This is a genomic window from Streptomyces sp. NPDC093094, assembly GCF_044754345.1.
Taxonomy (GTDB): domain Bacteria; phylum Actinomycetota; class Actinomycetes; order Streptomycetales; family Streptomycetaceae; genus Streptomyces.
This window is the reverse complement of the sequence record NZ_JBIVOX010000011.1, coordinates 30,566-49,176: the sequence shown is the minus strand read 5'-3', so window position 1 is coordinate 49,176 and position 18,611 is coordinate 30,566. Positions and strand designations below refer to the sequence as shown.

Annotated in this window: 16 protein-coding genes; 8 read left to right on the top strand and 8 right to left on the bottom strand. The window is 72.3% G+C overall.

All coding sequences use genetic code 11. From position 1 onward, the window contains the following. Positions 1–215: 215 nt before the first annotated feature. From ACIQGV_RS23860 to ACIQGV_RS23845, 4 genes are all read right to left on the bottom strand, one after another. Positions 216–1,640 carry a PLP-dependent aminotransferase family protein gene (locus tag ACIQGV_RS23860; RefSeq protein WP_402497189.1) on the bottom strand — a complete coding sequence of 475 codons (1,425 nt, stop codon included), beginning with the start codon at positions 1,638–1,640 and terminating at the stop codon, positions 216–218. A gap of 51 nt (positions 1,641–1,691) precedes the next feature. Further along, on the bottom strand, positions 1,692–3,179 hold the full coding sequence (locus tag ACIQGV_RS23855; RefSeq protein ID WP_402497188.1) for a glutamate synthase subunit beta: 1,488 nt from the start codon (positions 3,177–3,179) through the stop codon (positions 1,692–1,694). Between the two features lie 267 nt (positions 3,180–3,446). Next, positions 3,447–3,926 (bottom strand): DUF1772 domain-containing protein, encoded by a 480-nt coding sequence (locus tag ACIQGV_RS23850; protein WP_402497187.1) that lies wholly within the window; start codon positions 3,924–3,926, stop codon positions 3,447–3,449. A 183-nt stretch (positions 3,927–4,109) separates the two neighbouring features. Next, the gene (locus tag ACIQGV_RS23845) at positions 4,110–4,808 is read right to left on the bottom strand and encodes a DUF2293 domain-containing protein (protein WP_402497185.1); all 699 of its coding nucleotides are present in this window, start codon (positions 4,806–4,808) and stop codon (positions 4,110–4,112) included. 174 nt (positions 4,809–4,982) lie between these two features. Between ACIQGV_RS23845 and ACIQGV_RS23840 the strand changes: the two genes are divergently transcribed. Then, positions 4,983–5,615, top strand: a complete 633-nt coding sequence (locus ACIQGV_RS23840; RefSeq protein WP_402497184.1) for a uridine kinase — start codon at positions 4,983–4,985, stop codon at positions 5,613–5,615. A 254-nt stretch (positions 5,616–5,869) separates the two neighbouring features. Continuing rightward, positions 5,870–6,289 (top strand): CBS domain-containing protein, encoded by a 420-nt coding sequence (locus ACIQGV_RS23835; RefSeq protein ID WP_402497182.1) that lies wholly within the window; start codon positions 5,870–5,872, stop codon positions 6,287–6,289. A 77-nt stretch (positions 6,290–6,366) separates the two neighbouring features. Here ACIQGV_RS23835 and ACIQGV_RS23830 read toward each other — a convergent pair whose 3' ends face one another. Continuing rightward, the gene (locus tag ACIQGV_RS23830; protein ID WP_402497181.1) at positions 6,367–7,494 is read right to left on the bottom strand and encodes a magnesium and cobalt transport protein CorA; all 1,128 of its coding nucleotides are present in this window, start codon (positions 7,492–7,494) and stop codon (positions 6,367–6,369) included. A 388-nt stretch (positions 7,495–7,882) separates the two neighbouring features. Between ACIQGV_RS23830 and ACIQGV_RS23825 the strand changes: the two genes are divergently transcribed. After that, on the top strand, positions 7,883–8,836 hold the full coding sequence (locus ACIQGV_RS23825) for a methyltransferase domain-containing protein (protein ID WP_402497180.1): 954 nt from the start codon (positions 7,883–7,885) through the stop codon (positions 8,834–8,836). A 101-nt stretch (positions 8,837–8,937) separates the two neighbouring features. Here the strand turns inward: ACIQGV_RS23825 and ACIQGV_RS23820 are convergent, their stop codons facing one another. After that, entirely contained in the window at positions 8,938–9,909 is a 972-nt protein-coding gene (locus tag ACIQGV_RS23820; protein WP_402497179.1) for a carbohydrate kinase family protein, read from the bottom strand. Next, positions 9,906–10,811 carry a pseudouridine-5'-phosphate glycosidase gene (locus ACIQGV_RS23815; protein ID WP_402497619.1) on the bottom strand — a complete coding sequence of 302 codons (906 nt, stop codon included), beginning with the start codon at positions 10,809–10,811 and terminating at the stop codon, positions 9,906–9,908. The genes ACIQGV_RS23820 and ACIQGV_RS23815 overlap by 4 nt, the downstream gene beginning before the upstream one ends. A gap of 101 nt (positions 10,812–10,912) precedes the next feature. Between ACIQGV_RS23815 and ACIQGV_RS23810 the strand changes: the two genes are divergently transcribed. Beyond that, entirely contained in the window at positions 10,913–11,341 is a 429-nt protein-coding gene (locus ACIQGV_RS23810; RefSeq protein ID WP_402497178.1) for a VOC family protein, read from the top strand. A gap of 31 nt (positions 11,342–11,372) precedes the next feature. Here ACIQGV_RS23810 and ACIQGV_RS23805 read toward each other — a convergent pair whose 3' ends face one another. Further along, the gene (locus tag ACIQGV_RS23805) at positions 11,373–11,927 is read right to left on the bottom strand and encodes a methylated-DNA--[protein]-cysteine S-methyltransferase (RefSeq protein ID WP_402497177.1); all 555 of its coding nucleotides are present in this window, start codon (positions 11,925–11,927) and stop codon (positions 11,373–11,375) included. A gap of 536 nt (positions 11,928–12,463) precedes the next feature. Between ACIQGV_RS23805 and ACIQGV_RS23800 the strand changes: the two genes are divergently transcribed. From ACIQGV_RS23800 to ACIQGV_RS23785, 4 genes are all read left to right on the top strand, one after another. Continuing rightward, a complete protein-coding gene (locus tag ACIQGV_RS23800; protein ID WP_402497175.1) occupies positions 12,464–13,321 on the top strand; it encodes an MHYT domain-containing protein in 858 nt (285 codons plus the stop codon). 40 nt (positions 13,322–13,361) lie between these two features. Beyond that, positions 13,362–15,506 (top strand): excinuclease ABC subunit UvrB, encoded by a 2,145-nt coding sequence (gene uvrB / locus ACIQGV_RS23795; RefSeq protein ID WP_402497173.1) that lies wholly within the window; start codon positions 13,362–13,364, stop codon positions 15,504–15,506. Between the two features lie 184 nt (positions 15,507–15,690). Next, complete coding sequence (locus tag ACIQGV_RS23790; protein ID WP_402497172.1) at positions 15,691–16,269, top strand: TerD family protein; 579 nt, start codon at positions 15,691–15,693, stop codon at positions 16,267–16,269. A gap of 61 nt (positions 16,270–16,330) precedes the next feature. Further along, positions 16,331–18,358: a TerD family protein gene (locus tag ACIQGV_RS23785; RefSeq protein WP_402497171.1), complete on the top strand. Its 2,028-nt coding sequence runs from the start codon at positions 16,331–16,333 to the stop codon at positions 18,356–18,358. Positions 18,359–18,611: the final 253 nt, after the last annotated feature.

The following is an 18,611-nucleotide window of genomic DNA, read 5'->3' as shown; positions in this document are numbered from 1 at the left end:
GGGGGCCTCCATCCCGGCTGACCCCACCCCCCCGCGCGACCCCGTTTTTTGTTCTTCGAACCCCCCTTTTTTTTTTTTTTTCCCCCCCCACCCCGGGGGGGGGGCCCCCCCCCCGGGCGCCCCCGCAACGGCTTTTCCACGACTCCCTGGCTCCCGGCGTCCCGGGGACGGCCCCAGGCCCCCGGAACGCACCCTCCGCCCGCCTACCGGACGGACTACTCCGCCGGCTCGCCTGCGGGCAGCGCCCCGCACAGCGCCTCCAGCGCCGCCTCGTAGGCGTGCTCGGGCGGCGTCGCGTACCCCACCACCAGGCCGTCCATGGACACCATGTCCGTCTCCGGATGGCGGAACGCCGACAGCCCGTCCAGGGCGACCCCCTGCCAGGCGGCCCCCTTCACCGCGGTCGGCTCGGTCCCCGGCGGCAGCCTCAGGACCGCGTGCAGCCCGGCCGCCACGCCCGTCACCTCGATGTGCGGGGCCTGCGCGGCCAGCGCCGCCACCAGCCGGTCCCGGCGGCCGCGGTAGCGCTGCCGCATACGCCGCACATGACGGTCGTACGACCCGCAGGAGAGGAAATCGGCCAGCGCGAGCTGGTCCGGCACGCTCGCCCACGCCTCCCTGTCACCCTTGACCGCCAGCACCTCCTCCACCAGCCTCTCCGGCAGCACCATCCAGCCCAGCCGCAGCGCCGGCGACAGGCTCTTGCTCACCGAACCGAGATAGACGACCCGCTCCGGATCGAGACCCTGCACGGCGCCGACCGGCTTGCGGTCGTAGCGGAACTCGCCGTCGTAGTCGTCCTCCAGCACCACCCCTCCCCGCGCGCGTGCCCAGTCGACGACCGCGGACCGCCGGGCCGCGTGCAGCGGGCCGCCCGTCGGGAACTGATGCGCCGGAGTGAGCAGCACCGCACGCTCACGCTCCAGCAGATCGACGCGGGCCCCGTGCTCGTCCAGCGGCAGCGGCACCGTGCGCACCCCCGCGCCCGCCAGCAGCCCCCGGTGGAAACCCAGCCCGTACGCCTCCACCCCCAGCGGACCCCGCAGCACACCGCCCCCGAACAGAAGCCGCAGCGCATGCGCGAAACCCGAGCAGACCACGATCCGGCCCGGCTCGGTGCGCACGCCCCGCGCGCGTGCCAGATACTCGGCCAGCGCCTCGCGCAGCTCGATCCGCCCGGCGGGATCACCCGGCCCGAACACCTCGTTCGGCGCCTTCTGCAGAGCCCTGCGGTAGGAGGCCAGCCAGGCCGTGCGCGGGAACTCCGACGCGTCCGGTGTCCCCTGCCGCAGATCGTGCAGCGGACCCCGCGTGCGGGCCCGCGCCCTCCCGGGCGCCCGCACGGCCCGGCGTACCGGCTCGGCCCGGTCGGCCACCCGGGTGCCCGACCCCTGCCTGGCCGTCAGCCAGCCCTCCGCGACCAGCTCCGTGTAGGCGTCGGCCACCGTGTTGCGGGCGATCCCGAGATCGGCCGCCAGCGACCGGTACGGCGGCAGCAGGGTGCCGGGTGCCAGCCGGCCGCTGCGCACGGCCTCGCGCAGTGCCCGGATCAGCGCGGCCCGCCGCCCGCCCGGTCCCGACAGCTCCAGATGCAGATCGGCCCCGATCCGTTCCGCCACATTGACCCACGAATCCGTCATGACGACGGACCATACAACCGGTCGCCCGAGATCCTTCCCGACGGCCGCGCCTCACACCGACATCGGCCGGTCGAACGGCGACACCGGTGCCGGCAGCCGCGAACTCCCCGTCAGCCTGCGGTCGACCGCCGCGGCCACCGCCCTGCCCTCGGCGATCGCCCACACGACCAGCGACTGCCCCCGTGCGGCATCGCCCGCCGCGAACACCCCGGGCACATTGGTGGCGAAGTCGGCGTTCCGGGCGATCGTCCCGCGCGGCTCCAGCGCGACCCCCAGCTGGTCCACCAGCCCGTCCGCCCGGTCGGGCCCGGAGAAACCGAGCGCGAGCAGCACCAGGTCCGCGGGCAGCGTGCGCCCCGTGCCCGGCAGCGGGCTGCGGCGCTCGTCGACCTCCACCAGGTGCAGCGCCCGCACATGCCCGCCCGCGTCCCCGGTGAACCGCAGTGTCGACGCCGCGAACAGCCTCGCGTCCGCGTCCGCCGCCGGTGCCGTCCGCAGCTCGCGCGCCTCCTCGTGCGCCGCCGACAGCCGGTAGACCTTCGGATACGTCGGCCACGGTTCGGTGTCCTCGTCCCGCGACTCGCCCGGCTGCGCGTAGATGTCCAGCTGCGTCACCGACGCCGCGCCCTCCCGCACCGCCGTGCCCAGGCAGTCCGCGCCCGTGTCGCCGCCGCCCACGATCACCACGTGCCGGCCCGCCGCCGACAGCGGCGAACTCTCCAGATCCCCCTCGCACACCCGGTTGGCCAGCGGCAGATACTCCATCGCCTGATGGATCCCCGCCAACTCGCGCCCCGGCAACGACAGTTCCCGCCAGGCGGTCGCGCCGGTGGCGACGACCACCGCGTCGTAGCGCACCCGCAGCTCGTCCGCGCCCATGTCCCGTCCGGCCGCCGTCGAGGTCCGGAACCGTGTCCCCTCGGCCCGCATCTGCCCCAGCCGCCGCTCCAGATGGCGCTTCTCCATCTTGAACTCGGGAATGCCGTACCTCAGCAGTCCGCCGAGCCGGTCGTCCTTCTCGTAGACCACGACCGTGTGTCCGGCCCGGGTCAGCTGCTGCGCCGCCGCGAGCCCGGTCGGCCCCGACCCGATCACCGCGACCGTCTTCCCCGACAGCCGGTCCGGCGGCCTCGGCGGCGCCCACCCCTCCTCCCAGACCCGGTCGGCGATCGCGCACTCCACGTTCTTGATCGTCACCGCCGGCTGGTTGATCGCCAGCACACACCCCGCCTCGCACGGGGCCGGACACAACCGTCCGGTGAACTCCGGGAAGTTGTTCGTCGCGTGCAGCCGGTCCGCCGCCGCGCGCCAGTCGTCCCGGGAGACCAGGTCGTTCCACTCCGGGATCAGGTTCCCCAGCGGACACGCGTCGTGGCAGAACGGGATCCCGCAGTCCATGCACCGGTCCGCCTGCTTGCTGATGATCGGCAGCAGTGCCCCCGGGACATACACCTCGTCCCAGTCCCGGACCCGTTCCTCCACCGGTCGCCGGGGCCAGTCCTGGCGCGGTGTGGTCATGAACCCCTTGGGATCTGCCATGGCCGTCATCCTTGCCTGCGCGTACGACCGGCCGTGCTCCGTTCGACAGGGCACCCTTCCGGCAACGATACGTCCCCTTCGCCCGGTCCGCAGAGGGCTGGACAGCGCTTGCCGGGCAGTCCTCGGAGGAGCGGGCGCCGCCGTTCCGGCGGGGGCGGCGGTCACCTCGGCAGGCCGGGCCCAGGGGATTTGCCGGGCCGGATCCCGTGGACTCGCTGGGCCGGATCCCGTGGACTCGCCGGGCCGGATCCCGTGGCCGCGTCCGGGTCAGGCGACGGCCAGCACGAAGAGCACTGCGGCCGCCGCCGAGGCGACCGTCCGTATGTGGTTCCACAGCGTCCACTCGCGCACATACGCCGGCCAGTACGCGTCCGCCTCCGCACTGCCCGGCTCCAGCCGGAGCAACGCGTCATTGCGCGGCACGTTCGCGGCGACGGTCACCCCGAACGAACCGAACACGTACAGCGCGCTGCCCAGCAGCAGCTCCGTCCTCCCCTCCCGCGGCCACACCACGAACGTCACGACCGCCAGCACCGCGCACAGCACCGTCGCGCCCAGGAACACCACCATGAAGGCCGGTCTCGGCGCCGCCCTGTTGATGGCGTTCATCGCCGCCACACCCTGCGCGGACGGCAGTGCTGCCAGTGCCCGCATCACGAACGTCGAGAACGCGCAGAACGCCCCCGCCGTCAGCCCCGTCCCGAGCACCCCCGCCACCGTCAGCCAGAAGTACGGTCCCTCGATCATGCCCACACCCCGTTCCCGTTCCCGCTCCCGCGTCGTTCCCGTTCCCGCGTCCCGGCCGCGCCGGGCGGGTCCTCCTGCCGTCGCCCTCAGTCAATGCCCGGGCGGCTTTGGCGGCCATGGCCGAAGGGCGCGCGCCCATACGCGAGCGTCCACAGCCGTGGAGCCCCCTCTGCGCGACGGACCTCACCCGGCCGAGCCCGTTCCCTCCTCCCGCCAGCCCCGCAGCACCGTCTCCACCGCAGGCATGATCCTTCGGCGTGCCTCGTGCCGCGGCACGCCGTTCATCAGCAGCAGGTCGTAGTCCGTGTCCATGTGCCGCACCGACGCCACGACGGCCGAGACCACCGCCCCCTCGGACAACGCCCGTCCGGCCGCGCTGCGCCCCACCCGGCCGCTGCCGCGCGCCGAGGCATGCCCGGCGATCTGCCGGGCGCGGTCCGGGGGGCAGCCCGGCAACAGACGCCGTATCTCCGCGGCGAACGCCTCCGTGAACCGCGCATCCTCCACCGCCCGCCGGTGCGCGTCCCGGGCCCGTCGTCTCCGCCGCGCCTCCGCGTCCGCCAGGCATCGGGCCTCGGCCCGGGCGAGTGCCGCCTCCTCGACCAGGACCCCCTGCCGCTCGTACCGGCTCTTGCGCCGGTTGAAGCGCACCACCACCGCCGACAGGCCGCTCTCCTCCCGCGCCCTTCGGGTCAGCGCCGTGTCACCGCGCGGCAGGAACACCAGGTGACCGAGATCCGCGCAGTCCAGGCAGCGCGGCGCTCCCTCCTCCAGGGTGAGCAGGGACAGCGGCCCACGGCGGCACACGCAGCAACGCTTGCGCTTGAGGGGCTGGACGACGACAAGTCCGGTCCGGTGCGGATGAGCCGCGGGAACTGCCATATCCGCTTCATGCCCGTGACCGCCTCCGCTCCATTCCGCTCCTCTCCTCATCCCCTTCGTGTTCCTTTCGTGTCCCCCCGCGTCGCGCCCCGTGCCGCTCTGCCGTCCGTGTCCCCGCGGCCGTTGTCGTACCCGCCGCCGAGGTCGGTCCGGGGCGCGCGGCATCATGGCCGTGTGCGACTCGAAGCGATCACCTGGGACCGGCTGGCCGACGCCCTCGCGGACCGCCTTCTCGACCTGGAGCCGGCCGACAGAAGCCCCTGGCCGCGTGTCGCCTTCGACGGCGCTCCGGCCGCGCATCCCGGAGAGCTGGCCGAGCGTGTGTCGGAGGCGCTGCGTGTCCGCGGACGCTCCTCGCTGGTCGTGGGCACGGAGGGGTTCCTGCGCCCCGCCTCGCTCCGTCTGGAGTACGGGCACCAGGACGTGGAGGCGTACTACGGGGGCTGGTTCGACACCGGCGCCCTGTGGCGCGAGGTGTTCGGACCTCTCGAACCCGGCGGCGACGGACGCGTCCTGCCCGACCTGTGGGACCCGGCCACCGACCGCGCCACCCGCAGTCCCTATGTCCGACTCCCTCCGGGATCGCTGCTGTTGCTCCACGGGCCGCTCCTGCTGAAGAACTGGTTCCCCTTCGATCTGTCCGTCCACCTCCCTCTTTCCACGGGCGCCCTGCATCGCCGTACTCCCGAAGCGGACCGCTGGACGCTGCCCGCTTTCGAGCGCTACTCGGACGAGACCGGACCGGCCGACGTCGCGGATGTCGTCGTGCGCGCCGACGATCCGCGCCATCCCGCGTGGAGCGGCTGACGGCTGACGGCTGACGGCTGACGGCGGGCGGCTGGCGGCGGACAGTGAGCGGCGCTGACGGTGGTGGACGAGGGACAGCGGGAGACCGACGGCGGGCCGTCCCGGGCCCGGGGCCGTCCCCGTTCCCGTGCGCGCCTGCGGCGGTCGCCGTCGCTGCGGGTGCGGGGGCCCGGTACCGCGGCGAGAATTGAGGGCGCCGGTACCAGCGGTGCTTCCCGTGCCGCGCCGGCCGTCCGGCACCGGGAGGTACCTTCATGACCACCGCCGGAGACATCATGCACCGCGGTGCACAGTGGATCCCTGTCCACGAGACCCTCGACCGCGCCGCGCAGCTGATGCGTGACCTCAACGTCGGAGCGCTGCCCATCGGTGACGAGAACGATCGGCTCTGCGGCATCCTCACCGACCGCGACATCGTCGTCGGCTGTGTGGCCATGGGACACGACCCGTCCAAGGTCACCTGCGGTCAGATGGCCCAGGGCACGCCCCGCTGGGTCGACAGCAGCGCCGACATCGGTGATGTGCTGCGGGAGATGCAGGACCACCAGATCCGCCGTCTGCCCGTCATCGAGAACAAGCGCCTCGTCGGCATGATCAGCGAGGCCGATCTGGCCCGGCACCTGCCGGAGGACCAGATCGGGATGTGGGCGGAGCGGGTCTACGCCCAGTCCTGACCTCGTCCACGCCGCGCTTCGCTCCAGGCGCTCCGCCCGGCCCCGGCCGCCGGGCGGAGCGCCTCGGGCGTCGCGCCTCAGAGCCAGCCGTTGCGCCGGAATCCGCGGTAGAGCACCACGCAGGCCACGGCTATGACGCCGAGGACCATGCCGTAGCCGTAGCGCCACTGGAGCTCCGGCATGTGCTCGAAGTTCATGCCGTAGACCCCGCACACCATCGTCGGTACGGCGATGATGGCGGCCCACGCCGTGATCTTCCGCATGTCCTCGTTCTGCGCCACTGTCACCTGTGCCAGATGTGCCTGGAGGATCGAGTTGAGCAGTTCGTCGAACGACGCGATCTGTTCCGTCGCCCGTATGAGATGGTCGGAGACGTCGCGGAAATATGCCTGTATCTCCGGATCGACGACACGCATCGGACGGTCGGCGAGGTCGAGGAGCGGACGGCCCAGCGGGACCACCGCCCGCTTCAGCTCCAGGAGTTCACGCTTGAGCTGGTAGATGCGGCCGGGATCGGCCCGCGCGCCGTTCTCCGCGAAGACGTCCGTCTCCACCTGGTCGATGTCCAGTTGCACCGACTCGATGACGTTGAGGTAGTCGTCCACCACATGGTCCGCGACCGCGTGCAGCACCGCGGAGGGCCCCTTGGCGAGCTGTGCCGGGTCGGACTCCAGTTCCTCGCGCATCGGGCCGAGCGAGCCGTGCCGGCCGTGTCGCACCGTGACGACGAAGTCGGGGCCGACGAAGACCATGATCTCGCCGGTGTCGACCACCTCGCTGGTCGCCGTCAACTCCTCGTGCTCGATGTAGCAGACGGTCTTGAACACGGCGAACAGCGTCTCGCCGTACCGCTCGACCTTCGGACGCTGATGCGCCTCGATCGCGTCCTCGACGGCCAGCGGGTGCAGATCGAACAGCTCCGCCACACCGGCGAACTCATGGTCCGTCGGCTCGTGCAGCCCCAGCCAGACGAAGCCCGCGCCGCTCTTGCGCACCCGCCTCACCGCGGCGGCCAGGTCGCCGTGGACCGGGAGGCGTGCGCCGTCCTCGTAGGCCACGCAGTTGACGACCGAGGAGCCCAGAGGCGACCGGGCGGGGTGGCTCAGGTCGACCCGGCGCCGGCGTCGCGCCAGTCGCGCCACTCTGCGGAGGCCGTTGACCGTGCCGAGGCTCGTCACCTTCCGCAGATTCCCTGCCATGGACATCGGGACTCCTTGCGTGGTTCTCCTTGCGCCGCCTTCCCGCGCCTTGTCGCGCCAGTCTGCCAAAAAGCAACGGGCAGTGGGCCGGCCTGTGGACAGCACGGATTCCGTTTTGTTCCCGCTTGTGGATGACGCCGCCTGTCGGCGCCCGCCTGCCGGTGTCCGTCTGACGGCGCCCGACTGCCGGTGGCATCGTCCGCCGAAGACGTCGGCACCCGGTGGCGTCATCTGCCGGTGGCGTCGCCCGACGGTGGCGCCGTCTGCCGGTGGTGCCGCCCTGCTCGTGACGCACGTCGGCCTGGCGAGGCCGGCGTGCGTCGCCGTGGCGGACATGCGGGCACCCCGAGCGTCGCCACATCCTCACAACCCGGACAACTGGGATGATCGCGGCATGACGCAAACCGACGGACACCTGCTGGACGACATCGATCACCGCGACCGCCCGCACCCCGACCCGCACTCCGAGCGGCACCCCGACCGGCGCGACCAGGGTGACCAGCACCCCGGACTCCTCGGCAGCCCGGACCTCCGTGATTCCGGCGAGCAGCAGGACCCGGACCCCCGGCGTGACGAGCGTGCGCGTCGGAGGGCCGAGGCGGCGGAGTGGCGCGACGCCTTTGCCGCGCTCTTCGACCCTGTGACCTTCCGGCACTTCGAGGGATTCGGCGTCGGACCCGGCTGGCGCTGCTGGGAGGCCGGCGCGGGAGGCACGAGCGTCGTCTCGTGGCTGGCGAAGAAGGTCGGCCCCACCGGCAAGGTCGTCGCGACCGCCACCGACACCTCCTGGGCCGACTCGCCGTCCCGCCCGCCGGTCGAGGTGCGCGTCCATGACGTGTCCGCCCAGGACCCGCCGGGGGAGGGGTTCGACCTGGTCCACGCCCGGCTCGTGCTCGGCCGGGTGCCCGACCGGGAGCGGGCGCTGCGCTCCATGATCAAGGCCCTGCGGCCCGGCGGACGGCTCCTCGTCGAGGACAGCGACCCCGCGCTGCAGCCGCTGATCTGCCCTGATGAGCACGGACCCGAGCAGGAACTGGCGAACCGGCTCAGGAAAGGCGTCCGCACCCTCCTCACCCACCACGGCATCGACGTCGCCCACGGCAGGACACTGCCCCGTCTGCTCCGCGAGGCCGGACTGCGTCAGGTCGAGGCCGACGCCTGCTTCCCCGTCAGCTCGCCGGCCGGCGCGGCACTCGAATCGGCGACGATCCGTCAGGTCCGGGACCGGCTCGTCACGGCGGGCCTCGCCACCGACCACGACATCGACCGCCATCTGTCCCACGTCTCCTCGGGCACCCTGGACCTGGCGGCACCCGCGCTGATCTCGGCGTGGGGGCGCAAGGCGTAGGCGTACAGGGCCGGGGACCGATGGCTCGGTGAGCCTTCGGACCTGCCGACAGGCCGGTGGCCCGATGAGCTTCCGGACCTGCGGCCGGTGGGAGAGGTGCCCTACCGTCGGTCCGTCCCCGCAGGCCCACGCCCTTCCGGCCGCTCACCGGCCCCACGCGCGGCACGCGTCGGCGGCCGGCCGCCCACCCGCTCGACCGCCCGCGCGCCGGCCTGTGCGCCCTGCGCCGCCGCGTCCTCGGGCCCCGCGCCCGTGAGCAGCGCGGCGAGGAAGGCCCCGGTGAAGGCGTCGCCGGCCCCGGTGGTGTCGCAGGGAGTCGCCGGCGCGGCCGGCACCCGGGCCTGCACGGTGCCCGACCGGGCCACCAGCGCACCGGCCGCACCCTGCTTGGCGACGACCAGCGGGACATGACGGCTGAGCTCGGCCGCCGCGTCCACGGCGTCCGGCAGACCGGTCAGCAGACATGCCTCGTCCCGGCTCGGCAACAGGACGTCCACACTTTCCAGCAGAGCGAGGCAACGCTCCGCGCCCAGTCCCTTGAGAAAGCCCGCCGAGGCCGGATCCAGACTGACCGGAACACCCCGTGCGCGTGCCGATCCGATCGCTCGTGCCACCAGCGCCCGGCCCGGCTCCGAGAACAGCAGATAGCCCGACAGATGCAGCCAGGCGACACCGTCCAGCAGGGACTCCGACCAGTCGTCGGGGCCGAGCCGCAGGGACGCGCCGCTGTCGGTGAGGAACGTCCGCTCCGCGAACGCCTCGGTGTCCACCAGGCACACCACCGTCCCGGTCGGCGCCTCCGGATCGACGACCAGCAGGGGCCGCACACCGTATCCGGCGAGCTCCCGTTCGTGCCAGGCCGCCGAGTCCGCTCCGACCCTTCCGAGCATGCGCACCTCCGGGCCTCCCCAGTGCGCCGCCCAGCAGGCCACGTTGGCGCCCGCCCCGCCCGGCACCAGACGGACGGCGGCGGCCGTGTCGGTGCCCGACGCGAGCGGTCCCCGATGACGGGCGACGACGTCCGTGATCACGTCCCCCGCCACCAGGAGCGCCCCGTCCGCGGGCGGGATCACTTCCCGGCCCAGGCCGCCGCGATCCGCGCGGCCAGCCGCACATTGCCGCGCACCGCCGCGAGATTGGCGCTCAGCGAGGCGCCGTCGGTGTGCCGTACGAGGTGATCGAGCAGGAACGGTGTGACCGCCTGGCCGCTGATCCCCTCCGCCTCGCACGCCCGCAGCGCGTCGGCGAGCACACGCGCGTGCAGCCCGGGATCCAGTTGCTCCTCCTCGGGCACGGGATTGGCCACGATCAGCGCCGACTCCGCCGCCCCGAGCGCGTCCTGGGCCCGCATCGCCGCCGCCACCTGCTCGGGGTCGTCCAGCGTCCACTCCACCGGCTGCCCCGAGTCCGACAGATAGAAGCCCGGGAAACGGTCCGTGCCGTATCCGGCCACCGCGACCCCCAGCGTCTCCAGCCGCTGCAGTGTCGCCGGTACGTCCAGGATCGACTTCACCCCGGCGCACACCACCGTGATCCGGGTGCGCGCCAGCAGGCCCAGGTCGGCCGACTCGTCCTGGGTCACCGTCCACTCCCGGTGCACCCCGCCGAGACCGCCTGTCGCGAACACCCGGACGCCGGCCAGCGCCGCCAGCGCCGCGGTCGCCGACACCGTCGTGGCCCCGCTCGCCCCCGACGCCACGGCCAGTGCCAGATCGCGATGACCGAGTTTGCGGATCCCGTCCTCGTTGGCGACGCGCTCCAGCTGCTGCTTGTCCAGTCCGACCAGGGGGCGTCCGTCCAGGACCGCGATCGTGGCCGGTACCGCCCCTTCCCTCCGTACGACGGCCTCCAGCTCCAGCGCCACCTCCAGGTTGCGCGGGCGTGGCAGCCCGTGCGCGATGATCGTGGACTCCAGGGCCACCACCGGGCGGTGCGCCTGGACCGCCTCCCGCACCTCTTCGGACACCACCAGCACCACGCGTCTGCCTCCTGTCGGTCGGTCTTCCCTCATCTCTGGCGGGCGGCGCCCCCGGTCAAACCCTTGCGGCGGGTGCCACGGTCCCTCAGCCTGGGGGCATGACGGACAACACGGCACGTCTCGACCATGTCGTCCTCTGGGTGCGCGACCCCGTCGCCTCGGCCCGCTTCTACGAGACCGCGGTCGGCCTGGAACCCGTGCGCCTCACCGAGTACACCGAGGGCGGCGCCCCTTTCCCCTCGGTACGTGTCAGCGAGGACAGCGTCCTCGACCTCATGGCCCTGGACACGGCCGCGCGCATGACGATGCTGCCGGGCGCCGCCGACAGCGCGGGGCACCCCGTCAACCACGTCTGCCTGGCCCTCCCGGCAGACCGCTTCGACGCCCTGCGGACCCGGCTGGAGGACCTGGACGTGCCCGTCTCCGACTACTCCCACGACGCTTTCGGCGCCCGCGGCAGCGCGAGACGCAGCTTCTACTTCCGCGACCCCGACGGCAATGTCGTCGAGGCACGCCACTACGCGTAGCCCTGCTCGCCCACAGCCGGGGAGGGCGTCCTCAGAACAGCGGCTCCGGCAGCACGCCCTCCAGGGCGAGCAGCTTGCGCTTCGTCTCCAGCCCGCCGCCGAAGCCGCCTATGCCGCCGTCGCTCTCCACGACCCGATGGCAGGGCACCACCACCGGCAGCGGATTGGACCCCATCGCCACGCCCACCGCCTGGGCCGCGCCCGGCTGGCCGACCCGGTCGGCCAGGTCGCCGTAGCCGACGACCGTGCCGTACGGGACACCCGAGGCCAGCTCACGCAGCACCTGGCGGTTGAAGCCCGAGATCAGCGACCAGTCCAGCGGCAGCTCGAAGCCGCGCCGCCCACCCGAGAAGTACGCCTCCACCTGGCGTATCGCCTCGGCCAGCAGCGGGGAGGCGGGCGCCTCCACCGGCTCGGTGCCGAGCCGCGACGCCAGCCGGTCCAGCGCCCGGTCGCGCACGGCGTCGGTGGCGTGGAACACGACGTTGACCAGGCCGTCGCGCGTCGCCGCCAGCAGCAGCGGGCCGATGCCGGTGCCGACGACGGCCCACACGACCTGCTGCTCGTTCTGCCCATGGCTGTTCATGGCCCCACCGTACGACCCGCCACTGACAACGCCCCGCGAGCAGGCACCGCACCGGGCCGGCGCACCGGGCCGGCGCACCGGGCCGGCCCCGCCCGTCCCGGGCGGGCGCCACGCCGAGCAGCCCCGTCCCGGGCGACGGCATCGGCTCGTGCACGGCGCGGACACGGTCCGTGCCGATGCTCCGCACGACCGGCCCGTCCTGCGGATGCCCGTCGTCGAGCCGCCCCTCGTCGGTGAGGACCCCCGAGGGTCTTCCCGCCCGATCGCCGGGTACGGCTCAGGCACGTACGGCTCCACCGTGCCCGCAGAGGGTGACATCCGGGGCGGGCGCGTGACGGGCACGGACGGAACGGTGTGACCTCCGGCCGCTCACCTGGGCCGCACATTGGGGCGGGCCCGTGTTTCTTTGCCGGAAAATCGTTCGACCGTTCCGGGGGCAGTCATACTCTCTGCACTCGGTCCCGACCGCCCGAGCGGTCACGGGGAGGGGCGAGCTCGAATATTTGCGGTAAGCAAAGGCGGAAGGGCAACCGCGCATGCAAGGCACGGTCGACGGATTCAGCTATGGCCTGGTCACCCCCGTGGTGGCCTATCTGATGGCCTGTCTCGGCGGTGCCCTCGGCCTGCGTTGCACCACGAGATCCCTGCTGATCGCGCGGTCCTGGCGCCCCGGATGGCTCGCCCTCGGCTCCGCGGCCATCGGCTCCGGCATCTGGACCATGCACTTCATCGCCATGATGGGCTTCAGGGTCGAGGAGGCCCCGATCCACTACGACCGGGCCACCACGTACGCCAGCCTCGGCGTCGCGATCGTCATGGTGGGCGTGGGGATCTTCATAGTCGGCTACCGGGGCCCGAGCGGTGCGGCCCTGTTCACCGGGGGCACGATCACCGGTCTCGGCGTCGCCTCGATGCACTACCTCGGCATGGCCGGGATGCGCCTGGACGGGCGCCTGCAGTACAGCACGCTCAGCGTGACCGTCTCCGTCGTCATCGCCATGGCCGCCGCCACCGCCGCCCTGTGGGCCGCCGGGCAGATCCGGGGCTTCACCTGGAGCGTCGGCGCGAGCCTCGTCATGGGCCTCGCCGTCAGCGGCATGCACTACACGGGCATGGCCGGGGTGAGCGTCCACCTCCACGGCACCGCGGACCCCTCCTCGGGCGAGTCGGCCGCCAGCCTGCTCGCCCCGATGCTGATCGGCCCCCTGGCGTTCCTGCTCCTCGCCGGTGTCGTCGTGATGTTCGATCCCCGGATGGTCATGGGCGGAGCGGAACGGCCCCGCGAGGAGCAGAAGCCGGGCGTCCCCGCCCACAGCCACACGGCCCCGCCCCGCCGGCGTCCCCCGCGCCCCGTGGTCACGCGCGGTGGGCCCCGGGCCTCGCAGAACCGCTGATCCCGCCCCGTTGTCAGTGGTGGGTCGTACGGTGGATCCCATGCGGCCCGTTTCCCACATCGAACGCACGGTGGCGCCCTTCGAGGTCGTCAGCCCCTACCAGCCCAACGGCGACCAGCCGGCGGCCATCGCCGACCTGGCCAGGCGTATCGGGTCCGGAGAGAAGGACGTCGTCCTGCTGGGCGCGACCGGCACAGGCAAGTCCGCCACCACCGCGTGGATGATCGAGAAGCTCCAGCGCCCCACCCTCGTGATGGCGCCGAACAAGACGCTGGCCGCCCAGCTGGCGAACGAGTTCCGCGAGCTGCTGCCCAACAACGCCGTCGAGTACTTCGTCTCGTACTACGACTACTACCAGCCCGAGGCGTACGTCCCCCAGTCGGACACCTACATCGAGAAGGACTCCTCGATCAACGAGGAGGTCGAGCGGCTGCGCCACTCCGCGACCAACTCGCTCCTCACCCGCCGCGACGTCGTCGTGGTCGCCTCGGTCTCCTGCATCTACGGCCTGGGCACCCCCCAGGAGTACGTGGACCGCATGGTCCCGCTGCGTGTCGGCGACGAGATCGACCGCGACCAGCTGCTGCGCCGCTTCGTGGACATCCAGTACACCCGCAACGACATGGCGTTCACACGCGGCACGTTCCGGGTGCGCGGCGACACCATCGAGATCTTCCCGGTCTACGAGGAGCTCGCCGTCCGCATCGAGATGTTCGGCGACGAGATCGAGGCCCTGTCCACCCTCCACCCGCTCACCGGCGAGATCATCAGCGACGACCAGCAGCTCTACGTCTTCCCGGCCTCCCACTACGTCGCCGGCCCGGAGCGCCTGGAGCGGGCCGTCAACGACATCGAGAAGGAGCTGGGGGAGCGGCTCGGCGAGCTGGAGAAGCAGGGCAAGCTCCTGGAGGCCCAGCGCCTTCGGATGCGCACCACCTACGACATCGAGATGCTCCGCCAGATCGGCAGCTGCTCCGGCGTGGAGAACTACTCGATGCACTTCGACGGCCGGCAGCCCGGTTCCCCGCCGAACACCCTGCTCGACTACTTCCCCGACGACTTCCTCCTCGTCATCGACGAGTCGCATGTGACCGTGCCGCAGATCGGCGCCATGTACGAGGGCGACGCCTCCCGCAAGCGCACCCTCGTCGACCACGGTTTCCGGCTGCCCTCCGCCCTGGACAACCGTCCGCTGAAGTGGGAGGAGTTCCAGGAGCGCATCGGCCAGACGGTGTACCTGTCGGCGACGCCCGGCACCTACGAGCTGTCCCGCGGCGACGGTGTCGTCGAGCAGATCATCAGGCCCACCGGCCTGGTCGACCCGGAGGTCGTCGTCAAGCCGACCGAGGGCCAGATCGACGACCTGGTGCACGAGATCCGCACCCGCGTGGAGAAGGACGAGCGGGTCCTGGTCACCACCCTCACCAAGAAGATGTCCGAGGACCTCACCGACTACTTCCTGGAACTCGGCATTCAGGTGCGCTATCTGCACAGCGACGTCGACACCCTGCGCCGTGTCGAGCTGCTGCGAGAGCTGCGCAGCGGTGAGTACGACGTCCTGGTCGGCATCAACCTGCTGCGCGAGGGCCTCGACCTGCCCGAGGTGTCGCTGGTGGCCATCCTCGACGCCGACAAGGAAGGCTTTCTGCGCTCGGGCACCTCTTTGATCCAGACCATCGGCCGCGCGGCGCGCAATGTCTCCGGCCAGGTCCACATGTACGCCGACAAGATCACCCCGGCGATGGAGAAGGCCATCGACGAGACCAACCGCCGCCGGGAGAAGCAGATCGCGTACAACAAGGCCAACGGGATCGACCCGCAGCCGCTGCGCAAGAAGATCAACGACATCGTCGCGCAGATCGCGCGCGAGGGCGTCGACACCGAGCAGCTCCTGGGCACCGGCTACCGCGCCAAGAAGGACGGCGGGGGCACCAAGGCGCCCGTGCCTTCCCTCGGCGGCAAGGCGGCGAAGGACACCAAGGCCAGGTCCGCGAAGGGCAGGGCCGCGGAGACCGTGCCGACCGACCGCCCCGCCGCGGAGCTCGCCGACCAGATCGAGGAGCTGACCGCGCGGATGCGGGCCGCCGCCGCGGACCTCCAGTTCGAGATCGCGGCACGGCTGCGTGACGAGGTGTCGGAGATGAAGAAGGAACTGCGCCAGATGCGGGAGGCCGGACTGGCCTGACGGACCTCCTGAGGCGTCGGCCGACACCGCGGCTGGCGCCCGGGGCGCCCCGTCGTACGTGCTGTGTTGCAAGACCGACACAAAGTCGGGGCCGGGGTTCGGCAGTGTCAGTGCCCCTGCGTAGGGTTTCGGTCAGCCGCGTACTTCGCGGCGGCAGGGGACAGTTCGAGAGGGGAATCAGCGCGTGACCGTCAACATGACCAAGGGTCAGGCCATCAGTCTGCAGAAGAACGACGGCGGCAGCCTGACTGCGGTGCGCATGGGTCTCGGCTGGCAGGCGGCCCCCCGGCGTGGCCTGTTCGGCTCGCGGACGCGGGAGATCGACCTGGACGCCTCCGCGGTCCTGTTCGCCGACAAGCAGCCGGTCGACGTCGTCTTCTTCCGTCACCTGGTGAGCGACGACGGCTCCGTCCGGCACACCGGTGACAACCTCGTCGGCGGTGTCGGCCAGGGCGGCGACGACGAGGCCATCCTCGTCGACCTCCAGCGCATCCCGGTCCACATCGACCAGATCGTCTTCACCGTGAACTCCTTCACGGGCCAGACGTTCCAGGAGGTGCAGAACGCGTTCTGCCGCCTGGTCGACGAGACCAACGGCCAGGAGCTCGCCCGTTACACCCTCGCCGGCGGCGGCGCCTACACCGCCCAGATCATGGCGAAGGTGCACCGCAGCGGCACCGGCTGGGCGATGACGGCCCTGGGCAGCCCGGCCAACGGCCGTACCTTCCAGGACCTGATGCCGGCCATCCTGCCGGTCCTCTGAGGACGGCCCGGGCAGCCGACCCAGATCACATCACCACGAGCGACACAGGGGGACGAAGGCGATGACGGCCGAGCTGGTGCGGGGACAGAACCACCCGCTCTCCGAGACCCGTCTAGAGATCCGGGTCTCGGCCGGCAAGCCGATCGTGGCCGCGGCCACGCTGAGCGACGAGCACGGCAAGGTGCACGGCGTGGAATGGGTCGCCCACCCGGGCGCACCCACCCAGCCGGGTCTTGAGGTCTCCCGCCAGGCGGCTGCCGAACACCGCCTGGCGGTGGACCTGGACGCGGTCGCGGACGCGGTGCACCGGGTCAGCCTCCTGCTCGCTCTGCCGACAGGCGTGGGCGGCCCGGTCCGCTTCGGAGCCGTGGCCGCCCCGTTCGTCGCCGTCACCGGCCTCGACGGCACCGAGGTCGCCAACTACACCGTCACGGGCCTCGACACCGAGTCGGCCGTCGTCGCCCTGGAGCTCTACCGCCGTCAGGGCGCGTGGAAGGTCCGCGCGATCGGCCAGGGGTATGCAGGCGGCCTCGCGGAGCTGCTCGCCGACCAGGGCCTGGCCGAGGCGCACCGGCTCGCCGGCGACATCAACGAGGCAGTGACCCAGGGCGTGGCCCGGTCCGTGGCGGCGCCCCCGCCGCGCACGGCGGACGGTGACCGCTCCCGGCACACCGCCGCCCCGGCGCTCGGCCCCGACAACAGCGGCTCGCCGTACAGCGGTACGAGCCCGCAGACCGGCTCGTCGTACACCGGCACCGGCCCGAACACCGGTCACGGCCCGGTGCCGACGGGACACACCGGCGGACCGGAGGCGACCCCGGTCGACCCCTCCGCCGGCCCCCAGCCGTCGACGTCCACCTCCGGCGGCCCGATCGACTACAGCCATCCCCGCCGGCAGAACGCGGCTCCGCCGCCGCCCGCTCCCACCGCGCCCCCGGCCCGGCCCGGACAGCCCGCGACGCCCGTGGCGGGCGACGCGAGCGGCTGGTCCATGGACGAGCGGCTCTACAACCAGGTGTGGGGCATGTTCGAGGACCTGGCCCGTGCCACGGCCTCGTACCGCAGCGCCGTCGACTTCGCCGACTCCCGTATGGAGAAGGAACTCGACCAGGTGCTGTCGGACCCGCGTGCCCGCATCGGCGGACAGGGCGACGCCGCACGCGAGGCCGCCCGTGCCAAGCACACCCAGCTCGTCGACCAGGCCAGGGCGGCCCTGGACCGGGACCTCGCCCAGCTCACAGCCGAGTCGGACGTCGTCGAGCCCGCGCTGCCCGCCGCGTACGCGCGCTGGGACAACCCCGTCTGGCACGGCTACCGCGTGCCGATGGAGCTGCCGATGGCCCTGCGTCTGGGCGATCTCCATCTGCCCGAGTCCGCCGAACTGCGCATCCCGATGCTGGTCCGCCTGCCGCTGGAGCGCGGCCTGTGGATCGACAGCGGCCGGACGGGAGCGGGGGACGCGTCCTTCACCGACTCCCACGACCTGCGGCGCCTGGCGCTGGAGACGGCGGTGGCTCACGCGGCACGGCTGCTCGCGGTGTATCCGGCGGGCGAGTTCACGGTGCATGCCATCGACCCGGCCGGTTCCGGGGTCCAGGCCCTCGCGCCCCTCGTGCAGACCGGCGTGCTGGCGAGCCCGCCCGCCGTCGGCGCCGCCGGGGTGGCGGACGTGCTGGCCCGGCTGACGCAGCGGGTCGACCTGGTGCAGATGGCGGTGCGCGGCGGGGCGTCCGACGCGCTGCCGCCGGGCTTCGACACCTCCCAGCAGCTGCTGATCGTCAATGACTTCCCGCACGGCTTCGACGACCGGGCTGTGACCCAGCTTCGCTATCTGGCGGACGAGGGCCCGGACGTGGGTGTCCATCTGATGATGGTCGCCGACCGTGAGGACGCCGCGGGTTACGGACCGCTGCTGGATCCTCTGTGGCGTTCGCTGCTGCGACTGACCGCGGTGCCCGACGATCATCTGGCCGACCCCTGGGTCGGGCACTGCTGGACGTACGAGCCGCCGCTCGTGCCGCCCGGCAGCCAGGTCCTCCAGCAGGTGCTCACCCAGGTCGCCGCGGCCCGGCGGGACCTGAACCGCTGACTTGACCAAGCACGGGTAAAGGGCTGTTGACCAGCCCATTTACCCTTTCCTTTACCTTCCTCTTTACCTTTCCTTGGTAGTCGGGGTACTCTTTTCCACACGGAGGGGAGTACTCCCTGCCAACTGCGGCGACCCCGTCAATACGGATCAGGCCAGATCCCGGGGCGTCGGCCCGGCCGCGCGGCAACCGCGTGGGACGACCGGGTGGAAGAGACCTCCGGCAGCGACGACGCTGACTGAACTGTTCGCCGTG